This is a genomic window from Desulfovibrio psychrotolerans (genome assembly GCF_013340305.1).
GTDB classification, from domain to species: domain Bacteria; phylum Desulfobacterota; class Desulfovibrionia; order Desulfovibrionales; family Desulfovibrionaceae; genus Halodesulfovibrio; species Halodesulfovibrio psychrotolerans.
On the sequence record NZ_BLVP01000003.1, the window covers coordinates 41,670 to 55,855 of the forward strand.

Genomic DNA, 14,186 nt, shown 5'->3' on the forward strand with positions numbered 1-14,186 from the left:
CGAACCTGCATCCTTTCACGGTACAGTTCATCCCCAGGTTCCTTGCAGACAGGCACACTGTGCCAATTTCGCGTTGACCTTCCCCTTAAGGGGAATGCTATGACCATAATGCGGAGTACTTTGTGGACACGCAGTGAGCACACCAAGGGCACGCAGGGGGCATAAGGGTTTAGGTCGGAAGTTATTTTTCCATAGACTACAACAGGTTCAGGGAGGAGCTCATGGCTCAGACACTGGTGATGGGTAACCCGGCGGCGGTAGCCGCCAAAAACAAGCTGGCAGCCGACTTCCGGAAAAAGGGCATCATCATCGCCCTGCTTTCCGGCCTGCTGTACGGATTTTACACAGCGTTCATGACGCTGGGCATGTCGCTTGGCATTTGGGTGGAATGGTACGGAGAGAATTCCGGCCTGTCGGCCTTTGCCGTCATGTTCCTGCTCAGCGCCATCGGCGCCGCCACAACGGACACATGCAGCGCAATATGGGCCATGAGCATAGCCAAGGCACGCGGCAGATTCGGTGACTTTGTGCGGTGCATAAAGACCAAGCCCGGTCTGGTCATGGTTGCCGCAGCCGTCATCGGCGGTCCGCTGGCAAGCACCGCATATGTTGTTGGTCTGCAGCAGGCGGGTTCCATTGTGGTGCCCATCAGCGCACTCTGCCCCGCCGTGGGCGCCATTCTGGGCAAGTTCCTGTTCAAGCAGCAGCTTAACGCCCGCATGATGCTCGGCATATCCATCTGCTTCTTTGCCAGCTTCCTCATCGGCAGCACCGGTCTGGGCGAAGATGCGCCCGCCAACCTGCTTGTCGGCATTCTTTTCGGCTTCATCGCCGCCATATGCTGGGGCATAGAAGGCTGCGTCTGCGGATACGGCACCTCCATGATCGACCCCGAGGTGGGCATTACCATCCGTCAGGTCACCGCCGGCGTATCCAACCTCATCATCCTCGTGCCCCTTTTCGGCATCATCTCCGGTGTAGACGCCTTCGGCATGGTCGCCCAGTCCTTCACAGACATGAACGCCCTCCCGTGGTTCATTCTGGCGGGACTCAGCGCCTATCTCACCTTCATGTTCTGGTACAAGGGCAACGCCATGTCCGGCGCAGCCCTCGGCATGTCCTGCAACGGCACCTTCTCCTTCTGGGGCCCCTTCTGCTGCTGGATTGTGCTCGGCGTCCTCTTCGGGTTCGAGGGCTGGTCCATGCCGCCCATCGCCTGGGCTGCGGCAGTGATCATGGTCATCGGCATATTCATCATTGCCATGAACCCCATGGACCTGTTCAAAAAGAAGAACGGAGGCGCGCATGAAGCCGCTTAACTACGCCATTCTTAAATTCTTCACCAAGGTGGAAGAAGCCTGCGCAGACGATGTGATGAACGCCCTGCGCGACCAGTACGGCCATTTTGCCGCCTTCAAAAAGCATTCAGTCATCAATGCGCTGATGACGGCAGAGGCAAACGGCCTGCTGGAAGAAACACGGTTCGATCTGGACAGCGCCAACGACCTGCGGGTGTACTACCGCGCCCATGAAGAAGGCGCGGCCACCATAAATCGCTACATCACTGACTAATCGCGACAGACATACAAAAGGGGCTGCCTCACAACGGGGCGGCCCCTTTTCGGATAAAAACCCTCTGGCAGCAAAGGCGCACACGGCACATCCGGGCCAGGATGGAAAAGACATGCACAGCTTGGTATCCCCGGTAGCAACCGTATGGGGCGGCGTGCCTTCCGCAGGAGCAAACAGATTGCGCAACGCGGCAGGCTGCAACAGCACGGCAGGTGCCACGATTCCGCACCGGGCAAAGCCCATTCCCGCCGGAGCCGCTGCACCGCAAGGATGACGTTCAGAGGATTGTTCTGTACACTGCCTGTCCATACGCTGTGATCGCCCGCCCCCTTTCCGCATCGGCGGATATTCCTCCGGGGGGCGGCTGCCGCAAGGGGAAGCGAGCAACCGGGACGGATTCCGCTCTCAGGGCATTCCGGCGATAGACACCTGTCGCGTTCCACGCCGCCACGCGGCAAAGGCGACCGTTGAGGAGACACTTCCATGAAATCCAAGGCCCGCTATTCCATCGGCGACATGAGCCGGATATGCAACATCTCCAAAAAAGCCCTCAGATACTACGATAAAATCGGACTCATCACCTCACAGCGGCAGGACTACAACAACTACCGGTACTATACCGAGCAGTCCCTTCTGGCCGTTCCCGTTATCAAGTATTACAAGCAGATGGGCTTCAAACTGGAAGAAATGCGCGTCTTCATAGAAGGCAACATAGCCAATGTCTACCGCGCCATCCAAACCTCGTTTCAGGCAAAAATTCAGGAACTGGAAAAGGAACAGGAAGAACTGCGGCGCAAGTACGTTTCCGTAAAAGACTGGCACGACCTCATCCGCGAAGCGGAAATGGTCATAGAAAACGGCATTCAGGAAGTCTCCATCAAATTCGTGGACCCCTGCGATCTCATCTTTCAGGAACAGGATTTCGACAACGACATAGAAGCCTCCATCATCAACATAGAATTCACCAATTTTGTGGAAGGACAGGGCAACGAAATAACCGGCCCGGTCATTCTGCACTTTCCCTCCTTCAAAGAGCGTATGCAGGGAACAAGCAGCCGGGTGCGCGTTCTGCAAAAAACCCTCATGCCCTGCCCGGAGGAGGCAAGAGCCATCTTCGGCGGACACATGATGCTCGGCTGCTACCACATAGGCAGCCACGATACCATCAGTCAGACCTATGAAAAGATGTGCCGCTGGGCGCGACGCCGGGGCTACTCGCTGGGCGAAGACGCCTACGAGCGCTATGTCACGGATTACTGGACCACGCGCAACACATCCCAGTTCGTCACCGAGGTACTGGTGCAGGTTTCCCGGCAGGGAGTCCATACGGAATGCGACCTGCCCAAAGGCAAACGCAACAGCGAAGACTGACAGGCCAACATTGCAAAATACTCTTCTGCGGCAGTACCGCAGAATATTGAAACCGCGCCCCGTTCAAACCGGGCCGGACATTCCTTGCGCCCTGCATCTTCTCTTTTTTGAACCGCCCCCTACCGGAACATGTATTTCAGCGCGTAGCCAAACGAAGGATATGCCCAGAGCATGGATTGGAGTTCATCCACGGTTACCCGCTTGCGCATTGCCAACGCAAAGAGATTCACCATCTCCTCCGCTCCGTCACCCAGCACATGCGCGCCCAGAAGAAGGCGGCTGCCTTTCTCCACAAACAGCCGGAATCCGGCACACGTCTGCCCGATACGACGATACTCCGACCACGAAGCCGCATCGCCGGAAACGATGTCAAAGCTCCTGCCGCTGTTGCGTGCCTCCTCCTCCAGCATTCCCACTGCGGCAAGGGGCGGGTACGTGAACAGGGCATAGGGAGTCACATTGTCCTCAACGGCATGCCCGCCGCCTTCCAGAATATTCCGGACAACAACCTCCGCCTGCACAGAAGCCACAGGCGTGAGCGGCATCCCCCGCCGCACCACATCGCCCGCAGCGTACACAACGGGATTGGAAACACTCCGCAACTGGCTGTCCACAATAATACCACCACTTCCCCGCCCTTGCTCCGTGCGCACTCCCCCGACGGCAAGGTCCAGATGCTCCAATGCGGGAACACGGCCGGATGCGTTAATAATCAGGTCAGCGGCAAAACGCCCGTCCCCCGCGTGCAGTTCCATGCCTCCGCCCATGCTTTTGCCTGTTCCCTTGCCGGAACCGCTGTCCGCAAGCACCCTGTGCGGCGGGCAGTTCATATGAAAGGTAATGCCCAGTCCCGTCAGGTGCTCCCGCAAACGGTCCACCAGTTCGGCATCAAACTGCCTGAGCAACCTGTCGCTGCGCACAACAACGGACACATCGGCACCCGCAACCGCTGCAATATGTGCCAGCTCGCAGGCAATAAACCCGCCGCCGATAAAGACGACACGCTCAGGCATGACATCCAGTTCCAGAAAACGCCGGCTGGTGACAAGCAGGTCTGCACCGGGAATATCCAGCCGTCTGGTCGCCGCTCCGGTCGTAATACAGATATGCCGGGCCTTGAGCAGCCTCCCGCCGCATGCAATGGTGTCCGGGCCCGCAAATTTTCCCGCTTCCGTATAGGTGGCTATGCCTTTCTTTTCATAGTAGCGGCGAATACGGTCAGGCAGTCCCTCTGTAAATGTGCGCTTAAAGGCCATCAGCTCCCGCCAGTCCAAACGCGCACTGCCCGTCACACCCCTGCCCGCGCCGTTTAGCAGGCGTTCCGCAGTGTGCGCCGCATCCGCCAGCACCTTCTTGGGCTCACACCCCCGCAGCGGACACGTTCCGCCGAACCCGTCATGTTCCAGCAAGGCGACCGAAAGCCCTGCCTCGCTGCACCGCGAAGCAATATGTCCCCCGGCCACACCGGCACCAAGCACCACCACATCATACTGCGTAACCGTCATGGCAAGTCTGCCTCCTTGTTTAACTTCAGACTACCACACATCACTCCCCGTGCAACCCTGCCATGCCCTGCCGTGTTCACAGGGTACGGCCGCCCATGAGCAAGCCCTCCCCCCGACGACTTTCTCCTCCCGTAGGAAGACCGCCTCATGCCACACTATCCGCACGGTTCTCCCGCCCAAAAAAAACTTCGGCCCTTTACAGAGCCGAAGTCGCCGTTAGCCTATCCTTTTTAACACTCCATTTTCCGGCTGCCGGAAGCCTGCCTGCCGGAGCCGGGCGGGTTTCGCCCGCATGGAGCGCGCCATCATCAATACCTGCCTGCAATCCCCGGACAATGCTCTCCGGGCGGTACCATCCTGTCAGGCAATCCCTACCCGTCGGGTGCCACCTTCGTCGGGCGGCACCGTCCGCGCACCATGCTAACGTACCGGCGTTAACGCACAGCATTTAACCTGAGTATGATCTCCTGAAGATTCTTCGCCAATCCGGTCAGGGTGCTAATTTCCTTGGTCGTATGGGTAATGCTCTCACTCGTGTCTGCGGTTATGGCGCGGATTTCCTCCGTGGAACGCGTAACCTCTTCGCTGGCCGCAGACTGCTCTTCCGCCGCCGTGGCTATGGACCGGACCCTGTCAGCCGTATCGCTAACTATCTGCATAATCGTCTGCAACGATTCGCTTGCCGCATGCGTCAGCTCCGTGCTGGTACTTATGGCGCGCGAGGCCTCATCCATTGCGCCTATGTTGACGCGTGTGCCGTCCTGAATGCCGCGTATGGCCGCCTGCACCTCACCCGTCGCTGTCATGGTCTTTTCCGCCAGCTTACGCACTTCGTCCGCCACCACGGCAAATCCCCTGCCTGCTTCTCCGGCCCGCGCGGCCTCAATGGCCGCGTTCAGGGCAAGCAGATTGGTCTGATCAGCAATATCAGTGATAACACCCATAATCGCGCCTATAGACTGCGCCCGCTCGCCCAGCAGGTCCAGCGAAGACTTCATGGCTATCGCCTTGTCCTGCGCCTCACTCGTGGCCGCCACAACATTCACCATGCGCTGCACGCCCTCTTCAGCAAACTGACGTGCCTTTTCCGCCCCTTCCGCCGCACCGGAGGCATTCTGCGCCACCTCCAGCACCGTGGCATTCATCTCCTCCATGGCGGTGGCCACCTCTTCGGTCTGCCTGCGCTGCCTCTCCGCCCCGGTATTAATCTGAGAAGCCTGATCAGAAAGCTCGGCAGTAGACGCAGCAAGATGACGGGAAATTTCTTCGGCCTTCCCTGCCACGTCACGCATGGTTTGCAACAGCGCTGCAGCATGTTCCTTTTCCTTGGTGGCTTCCAGCATTGCCGTTCTGGCTCTCTCAGACTCGCGGACAGCTTCTTCGCCCTTCTTCCGGGCATCGTCCATGCTCGTCTTCAGTTCTTCCACCATACTGGCAATATCCAGCCGCAAAGCTTCCAGTTCTCCGGTAAAACTCGTCTGGTTGCAGGCATCATATTCACCGGAAGCCACCCTGCGCGAGCATTCCCGTAACCGCCCCAAAGCACTCAGAATGGAACGGACAACCAGAGAAATAAGGCCTATCAGAAGAAAGGCCGTCACCAGTTCCGTAATCATCATCCCCCGCTCGACAATGCTGCGCTCCGCCTCAACAGCTTCCCGCGCCTCTACGGCCAATGTTTCCAACATGGGCTCCGCAGTGCGGATTACCCCCACAAGTTCCCCGAGGCTGGCCTCCACCCGTTGTGCACCCTCAACATAACGCCCGAACGATTCCTGATAGGCCAAAACAAGTGCTTTCATTTCCTGCTTCAAGGAATACTCATACCTGTCGGAAACATCCAGCCGTTCCAGCATCTTGCCAGCATCTGCCGTAAATCTCTCCAGATACTTTACATCACCGCGAAGCATAAAATCCTTCTCGCGGCGGCGGAGCATGAGCATATCTGCCTTCAAGCTGTCATCATCCTGCCTGTCGATAATCTCTTCGACCTTATGAATGGCGGCGCGCAACGTTCCGCTGAGTCCCTCATTCTCATTAAGCCCCAGTAACTGAACGGTTGCGGCCACGTCCATGAAACTGGTCTTGTACCGCTCAAGGTATCGTACAGCCTCCTCCGCACGGGCGGCATAAACTGGCTGATTAGCGGCCACGACCTTCAGGTTTCGTGAAGATTCCTGCACAGCACCGGAAAACCGTTCAATGAGTGCCGGGTCCTTCCGGGCCAGAAAATCCTTCTCCGCGCGCCGAGCCTGAAGCATGGCAATGGTGGATTGCTGGGCCGCAAGATTAACCAGAATAGCCCGGTCCACGGTGCGCGCCCCGAACAGGTTTACCAGATAGATAGCACTGAGTCCCAAAATGGCCACAAGGCAGATGCTGAGAAGCTTGGCTTTTATGCTCATGGATTAATTCCTAAAAATCCCCCGATGGGGGAAGAAATAAGTATACTATGCGATTCCTGCTCTCCTGCAGGCATCAGGCAACTCACCAGAAGTATAGAAACTGCGGGCAACGCGGATGCGTCACCCCTATGTAACATGCAGAGACATGTTGACAATTGTGTGACAAAAAACCCCTTCCCTAAATTTATCATGCCGGTTTCGCCCTTCACGGCGTTGCCCCCACGCCCCGTTTGCCTATGTCGGTCCAAAACGGAACCGCTTTCCATCCGAATCGGCACAGGAAACCACACCCATGACGACTGATGGTACAGACAACACAAAACGGGCGGAAGGCCCGACAGCCTTCCGCCCGTACTATGATCGTTCTCGGCACCACCTGCGTCAGGTGCGCGCCATCTGCAACGGTAGCGCTAGTCCCCGTTCTCCAGCGGCATTATCCACTGCATAAGCAGCCGCGTCTCCTCCACATCCAGATCAAACTGCGTGCGGTTGCACAGATCCTTCACATTACGCATGAAGGCCTTGGCAACCTCCTTCAGACTCACGCCCTTCTGCTCTGCAAGGGCGTACCCGCCGCGGGTTATTCCCACCAGCACAAAATTGACATGCGCCCTGCCCACAGGCACGCCCCGCTCCACGCACTTGTCACGGACGCTGCGCGAGGTGTTGGTCAGGAAAAAGCCGTTTTCATTCACCTCTTCCACAATGAACCCCAGCACATCCCGGTAGTGTTCGGGCATCAGCAAGGGCACATCGGTCAGACGGTGCACTCTCAGGGCAAAGTCATAGAGTTCCGGGTAGCGTTCCTTGAACTCCGTTCTGGCACTGGTCTCCTCGGGCTCTTCATGGCGGGCGGGATCGTACACATACCCCGGAACCACGCTGGAAACCTCCAGCCTGTCCAGTTCCAACGCCTCCAGATAGTCGCGGAACCTGCCGAATCCGAACCAGTCCTGCGCAGCATCCAGTTCTTTCTGCAACGTGTGCGAAAGCTGCGCCAGCGGCACGGGCGTTGACGATTCCGAAACCATACGCTTGACGATCTGCGCTCCCCTTTCCATGTGCCCGCTTTCCGAGCGGGAGGCGGGGCGCACTATGCGCGCGGATGTGGATAATGGCGGCTGATACTCGTCCATGGGACGATCTTCCAGCGCCTGCTGTACGAACCAGTCTTCCCGTATCCGCCACGAGCTTGCCGCCGTGTACGCGGGGGAAGCGTAGCCCACAGAAAGCACCAGCGTTCTGCGCGCGTGCTCCTGAAGCCGTATGAGCAGGGGGGTAAAATCCGCATCTCCGGAAAGGATGATGAACTCGTCAAACTGGGTCTTGTGGTTCAGGGTGTCCATGGCATCCATAACCAAATGGATATCCGCGCTGGTCTTGCCCTGATTCGTCAGCGGCGGGCAATCGATAACGTTGAATGCCGCCCGGATAAAGAACGGACGGTACTGGTGGTAGCAATGCGGGTTAAGGTAGCAGCACCGCTTGAGAATGCGGCGGCGCACTCCATCGCCGTACAGCATGCGCACGGCATGGGTTTCCAGCCAACGCAGCCAGCGCTGCGGATTGGTGGCAAACGAACGGGCGGCTGCGGGAGAAAGCTCCTCCAACCTTGTGAAAATGTTGTCGAAATCGACGAACAATGCCGTGTACACTTCATCAAAACTCGTTACGCGGGACTGTCTTCTTTCCATGGCTCTCCTTCTCTCTTCGGCTTCCCGAAATAACCATTCTACCCATGTACCCATATCTTATGGAAAGGTCAGCTATCCTTTCAGGCGGACATGCCGCTCCCTTTCCAAAAACGAACCCGTAACCGACTGCGGGTCCGCCACTATTTCCTCCGGAGTTCCGCAGGAAACCACTCTGCCGCCGTTTTCGCCGCCTCCCGGTCCAAGGTCAATAACGTAATCAGACGCCAGAATCATATCAGTGTTATGCTCTATGACTACAACGGTGGCACCCTTGTCCACCAGTTGGTCCAGCACACGGATAAGCTTGCCCACCTCGTGCATGTGCAGTCCCGTGGTAGGCTCATCCAGAATATAGAGCGTGCCCGGCAGGCTGCGCTTGCCAAGCTCGCGCGAAATTTTTATGCGCTGCGCCTCACCCCCGGAAAGCGTGGTGGCGGGCTGCCCCAGACGCAGGTATTCAAGCCCCACATCTTCCAATACGGCAAGGCGGCGTTCCAGCACAGGATAATTCTCAAAAAACGCCCTTGCCTGGCGCACCGTCATGTCCAGCACATCCGCAATGTTGTTGCCCTTGTAACGCACCTCAAGCGTCTCATGACTGTACCGCTTGCCCTTGCACACATCGCAGGTCACGTATACGTCCGGCAAAAAGTGCATCTCCACGCGAATCTGCCCGTCGCCGCCGCACGCCTCGCACCGCCCACCCCGCACGTTAAAGCTGAACCTGCCGGGAGCATAGCCGCGCTTCTTGGCATCGGGCGTCATGGCAAAAATAGTGCGTATCTCGTCAAAAACCTTGGTATAGGTGGCGGGGTTGGACCTCGGCGTCCGCCCTATGGGCGTCTGGTCTATGGCGACTATGCGCTCAATGTGTTCCAGCCCCTCAATACCCTGAATCTGTCCGGGAGAATCCACCTTTATAGACTGGTGCAATGCCACATGCTTGTACAGCGAATCCACCACAAGCGAGCTTTTTCCCGAACCGGAGGGACCGGTAACGCAGGTAAGCGCCCCCAGCGGAATGCGCACGTCCACATTGCGCAGATTGTTGGTGGTCACCCCCTTGAGATACAGCGTTCCCTTGCCGTTACGCCTTGATTCCGGCAGGTCTATGAACATCTCTCCGCGCAGGTACTTTGCGGTAAGCGATTCGGAATGCGCCAGAAGCTCGGGAACCGGACCGTTAAACATAATCTCGCCGCCCAGCATGCCGGAACCCGGTCCCAGTTCGATAACGGTATCCGCCTCGCGGATTGTCGCCTCGTCATGCTCCACCACCAGCACGGTGTTGCCGCGCCGTTGCAGGCTGCGCAATGTACTTATGAGCCGCTCGTTATCCCGCGGGTGCAGCCCTATGGAAGGTTCATCCAGCACGTAGGTTACCCCCACAAGACCGGACCCGAGCTGCGATGCCAGCCGTATGCGCTGCGCTTCTCCGCCCGAAAGGGTGGTCATGTTCCGCCCGAGCGAAATGTAGTCCAGCCCCACGTTCACCATGAAACTGAGCCTGTGGGTGAGCTCCTTGAGCAGCGGCTCCGCTATGGCAGAAAGCGATGCGGCAAACCTGCGCCCTTGCAGCCACTCCAGCGCCCGCCCCACTGAAAGAGAGCAGAAATCGAAGATGGAAAGGTCATCCACCCGAACGGCAAGCGGCTCTTCGCGCAGACGCGCCCCCTTGCAGACGGGGCACGGCCTGCTCTGCCGAAAGCGGGAAAGTTCGTCGCGCCATGTCTGCCCAAAGTCCATGCCCCGCTCAAGAATAACGGCAACCCCCTCCCATCCGGCAGCAACATCGCCATGAAACAGGGCGTTCCACGCCTCACCCGAGTACTCCTTGAACGGGGTTTCCAGCGAAAAGCCATGCGCCTTGCCCAGCCTTTTCAGCCCCGCCTCATACCGGGCCATGACCTTTGCATTCTTCCACGGCAGCAACCCGCCACCGGCAAGCGACAACCCCTTGTTCGGGGCAAGCAGGTTGGGCTCAAAATACTCCACCGCACCAATGCCGGAACAACGCGGACACGCCCCCTGCGGGCTGTTGAACGAGAACAGCTGCGGCGACAGTCTGGGCAGACTTATCTTGCAGGTGGGGCATACCGATTCCGTGGAGTGTACCGTCTCTTCAATGCTGCCCTCTGCCGTTATCACCGCTACGGAAAGCTGCCCTTCGCCATATTTCAGGGCCAGTTCCACCGAATCTGCCAGCCTGCCGCGCAGACCTTCCTTCATCACCAGACGGTCCACCACCAGCTCAATGGTGTGCTTGCGGTTCTTCTCAAGCACGGGCACGTCATCAATGGCAACCACCTCGCCATCCACCCGCACCCGCACAAAGCCTTCGGCCTTCAGCTTCTTGAACCGGTCGGCGTGGGTGCCCTTCTGGTGCGCCACCAGCGGGGCAAGAATCATAAATCGCGTGCCGGGGGCAAGGGCAAGAATATCGGCAATAATCTCGTCCGCCGCTCGGGCGGCAATGGGCTTTCCGCACACGGGGCAGTACATGATGCCAAGGCGTGCATAAAACACGCGCAAAAAGTCGTATATTTCCGTCACCGTGCCCACAGTGGACCGGGGGTTGCGCGATGCAGCCTGCTGCTCCAGCGATATGGCGGGAGAAAGCCCCTCAATCTTGTCCACATCCGGCTTGTCCATCTGGGGCAGGAACTGCCGGGCGTACGCAGACAGCGATTCTACATACCGGCGCTGCCCTTCGGCATAGACAATGTCAAACGCCAGCGTGGATTTCCCCGACCCGGAAGGGCCGCACACCACCACCAGTTCATCACGGGGGATATCCAGCGTAAGATTTTTCAGGTTATGCTGGCGGGCCCCTTCAATATGTATGGCGTTCTTCTGATTCATTCCGTTCTCGTAAACTCGTGGCGGGTGTTGCATCGCCATGCTCCGTTCCGCCACCGGCGGGCCGTGCACACATAGTGCTGGCGTCTCTTCCGCAGAATAAAAACGCTGTCACATGGCGAACGTTCATAAGGCATGGCTGGCTGTTAAAACTCCATTCCGCAGAGAGCGATACACCGGCACATTGCGAACTCAATCCATTTCAGCAATGCTCAAAATGGTGCAAAGAAAGGCAGCGGAACCGTTCGCAGCAGCGCAACGGACTTCCTCATTCCTGCGGCCCCATAGCATAAGGCGTGCAACAAAGAGTGCAAGCCCTGAAGCGGTAATGTCCGCAAAAAACAACGGAGCGGCGACTTACATGAGAAAATGCGCCAGAATGGGAGCGTAGAGCAACGCGGGCAGCATGTTGGTCAGGGGTATGCGCCGCAGTTCCATCAGATTCACGCTGATGCCTATGATAAGCGTACCGCCTGCCGCGGTGAGTTCCGTCATCATCGGCTCGGAAAGAATGGGCTGCAGTACGGTGGCAAACTGGGTTAGCCCCGCCTGATACACAAACACCGGTACGGAAGAAAACAGCACCCCCAGCCCGAAGCTGGCGGCAAAGGCCACAGAGGCAAACCCGTCAAGAATCGACTTGGTGAACAGAATGGTGTGGTCCCCGCGCAGTCCCTCGTCAAAGGCTCCAAGAATGGCCATGGAGCCGATGCAGAAAAGCACCGAGGAAGAGACAAATCCCTCTGTGAACCGCTCGTTGCCGCAGCGCAAACGGCGTTTCATCCACTCGCCAAAGCCGGTAAGCCTGTCCTCAAGCCGCAGCAGTTCACCCGTAATGCACCCCAGCAGAATACTGAAGACAAGGACCAGCGGATTCTGCGTCTTCAGCCCCATCTGCAACCCGATGATAAGGGTGCACAGTCCCAGACCGGTGAACACAATGGCCCGAACCCGGTCCGGCAGACGCCCGCCCAGAACCAAACCAACAACGCCCCCCACAAGGATGCAGACCACGTTGAACACTGACCCGAGCGGAAATACCATGAAAGACCTCCCAAAACGGTTGCGACAGAAAGAGGGTTAGGTATCCTATGCGCTGCTCCTTGTTAAGTGTTTTTATTGCCTGTGCGACACCAAAATATTGACAGAAAAGCCCATCTCCTCTATCAATCATGCCTCACACACGCCGGGGTGGTGGAATTGGTAGACGCAGCGGACTCAAAATCCGCCGGGAGCAATCCCTTGCGAGTTCGAGTCTCGCCCTCGGTACCAAAGAATTTAAGGCACCTACAGCCAAAAGCTGTAGGTGCCTTTTCTTTTGCCTTGTGATGAGTGCCACAAAACTGCCACAAAATTTGGCGTGATGCCCAACGTCTCGCTGTGACAGCTTGTGAAGATAAACCATCTGCTCCACACAGCACCACAGCACAGTCCCACCTCTTTCAAATCCAAGTGGCTATATCGCCTGCTATCCACATCTCATTTCGCACCCCATCTAATACATCAAAACAATGGCTGACACACTCAGCCAACCCTTTTTGCATTTCAACATACTGAAATTTAATAAAAAAACAAAATAAGTCATAGCATATTTTATAACAAAATTTAATTCCAATAACCAATATATAATAAATTCAGCATGTTAAAATACAAAAAGCTGACCTCCCAAAAAACTCTACATTAATCCACTTTTGCGAATTTTCACAGCATCTTAGCTGCGTTAATTATTTAACAAATAACGCAACGAGCGTTTCCAGAAGGAGGATTCAAATGACTGCCAAAGATAACTTCATCGGGGCCATCCGTGAACTACTACCCCCGATCTTCGCAAGGCATTCACTAACCGAAATTACAGGAGGTTTAATTAACTCACGAACCATTGCAAATTTGCAGGCCAAGCGCCAAGGCCCCCCCTCTATCCTTTTTAAAGGTCGAGTCGGTTTTGAGCGTGGCTCATTCCTCAGCTGGCTAGACGGCAGAATTGAGGACGACCCCCGCAACCAGTTAGACAACTAACCCCCAGTACGGAAGGAGTACAAAAATGGAAAAGAAAATTGGAACAAACCTCCCCTGCGTCGAAGTAGAACTTGACCGGTCAGAGCTCCTTGAGCACCCCGACCGGCTCGCAAATTCAATCCTCACCACCCTCCAGATGCCTCCCGAACAATTCCCGGCAGGCAGAACTGTGGTCTACAAACTGAAATTTTGCACAGCTCTATCTGACGCCACGATTGAAGTTTCAAGCAAATAACCCATAACCCGAGGGAGGATCACCTCCCTCGGCCTTAAAATGAAAGACGTATGCAAAATACACTCGACGAAACAATCGCCGCAGCACTAGCCACCAACGCAACCACGACCGTTAGATTCAACGAGCAACCAGAAGTGCAGAGTTCCACCGCCCCCCTGCCAGCCCCCCCTATTGCTATGGCGGTCGATGTTAGCCATCTTGGCAGCGACCTATCAGTTCATCAGTATCCATATTCCAACTCCCCAGGGACAGCAGTGCAACAGCGCGGGTTCATCCAGGCCGCCAACCAGCAGGAAAGGCTGCAACGGGCAGCTGCCTCGGCGGATAAACAGTTCCACCTTGCGCGGATCAGGGAAGACATCCGGTATCGTGCGATATGGGAACTGCCTCCGCCTCTGCACTCGCCTATTCAGTTTCCTCTTGGCGACCTACCGGAAACCTTACAGGTGATCCTGCTACAAAGTTGTGGATACCCAGTTAAGCTACTATCCTGACTCAAACAGGAGCAGTGGATGAGTAACACACGACG

At 56.8% G+C, this 14,186-nt stretch carries 10 protein-coding genes and 1 tRNA gene; 6 read left to right on the forward strand and 5 right to left on the reverse strand.

The annotated features are described in order from the left end of the window. Nucleotides 1–221 precede the first annotated feature (221 nt). The 3 genes from HUV26_RS04525 (at nucleotide 222) to HUV26_RS04535 (ending at nucleotide 2,943) form a co-directional block, all read left to right on the forward strand. Nucleotides 222–1,319 carry a DMT family transporter gene (locus HUV26_RS04525; RefSeq protein ID WP_174408926.1) on the forward strand — a complete coding sequence of 366 codons (1,098 nt, stop codon included), beginning with the start codon at nucleotides 222–224 and terminating at the stop codon, nucleotides 1,317–1,319. Beyond that, entirely contained in the window at nucleotides 1,306–1,572 is a 267-nt protein-coding gene (locus HUV26_RS04530; protein ID WP_174408927.1) for a hypothetical protein, read from the forward strand. Before HUV26_RS04525 ends, HUV26_RS04530 begins: the two co-directional genes overlap by 14 nt. Nucleotides 1,573–2,055: 483 nt before the next feature. Then, entirely contained in the window at nucleotides 2,056–2,943 is an 888-nt protein-coding gene (locus tag HUV26_RS04535; protein WP_174408928.1) for a choline utilization transcriptional activator, read from the forward strand. 119 nt (nucleotides 2,944–3,062) lie between these two features. On the opposite strand, the gene HUV26_RS04540 is transcribed toward HUV26_RS04535, so the two are convergent. From HUV26_RS04540 to HUV26_RS04560, 5 genes are all read right to left on the reverse strand, one after another. Beyond that, a complete protein-coding gene (locus HUV26_RS04540) occupies nucleotides 3,063–4,448 on the reverse strand; it encodes a dihydrolipoyl dehydrogenase family protein (protein WP_174408929.1) in 1,386 nt (461 codons plus the stop codon). A gap of 434 nt (nucleotides 4,449–4,882) precedes the next feature. After that, on the reverse strand, nucleotides 4,883–6,853 hold the full coding sequence (locus HUV26_RS04545; RefSeq protein WP_174408930.1) for a methyl-accepting chemotaxis protein: 1,971 nt from the start codon (nucleotides 6,851–6,853) through the stop codon (nucleotides 4,883–4,885). Nucleotides 6,854–7,263: 410 nt separating this feature from the next. After that, nucleotides 7,264–8,547, reverse strand: coding sequence for an NYN domain-containing protein (locus tag HUV26_RS04550; protein ID WP_174408931.1), 1,284 nt, complete (start codon nucleotides 8,545–8,547; stop codon nucleotides 7,264–7,266). Between the two features lie 72 nt (nucleotides 8,548–8,619). Further along, a complete protein-coding gene (gene uvrA / locus HUV26_RS04555) occupies nucleotides 8,620–11,409 on the reverse strand; it encodes an excinuclease ABC subunit UvrA (RefSeq protein ID WP_174408932.1) in 2,790 nt (929 codons plus the stop codon). Between the two features lie 354 nt (nucleotides 11,410–11,763). Continuing rightward, nucleotides 11,764–12,450 (reverse strand): DUF554 domain-containing protein, encoded by a 687-nt coding sequence (locus HUV26_RS04560; RefSeq protein WP_174408933.1) that lies wholly within the window; start codon nucleotides 12,448–12,450, stop codon nucleotides 11,764–11,766. A gap of 141 nt (nucleotides 12,451–12,591) precedes the next feature. Between HUV26_RS04560 and HUV26_RS04565 the strand changes: the two genes are divergently transcribed. The 3 genes from HUV26_RS04565 (at nucleotide 12,592) to HUV26_RS04575 (ending at nucleotide 13,657) form a co-directional block, all read left to right on the forward strand. Continuing rightward, nucleotides 12,592–12,678 (forward strand) — tRNA-Leu (locus tag HUV26_RS04565). Between the two features lie 498 nt (nucleotides 12,679–13,176). Next, a complete protein-coding gene (locus HUV26_RS04570) occupies nucleotides 13,177–13,422 on the forward strand; it encodes a hypothetical protein (RefSeq protein WP_174408934.1) in 246 nt (81 codons plus the stop codon). A 25-nt stretch (nucleotides 13,423–13,447) separates the two neighbouring features. Next, nucleotides 13,448–13,657 (forward strand): hypothetical protein, encoded by a 210-nt coding sequence (locus HUV26_RS04575; RefSeq protein WP_174408935.1) that lies wholly within the window; start codon nucleotides 13,448–13,450, stop codon nucleotides 13,655–13,657. The last annotated feature ends 529 nt before the right edge of the window (nucleotides 13,658–14,186 follow it).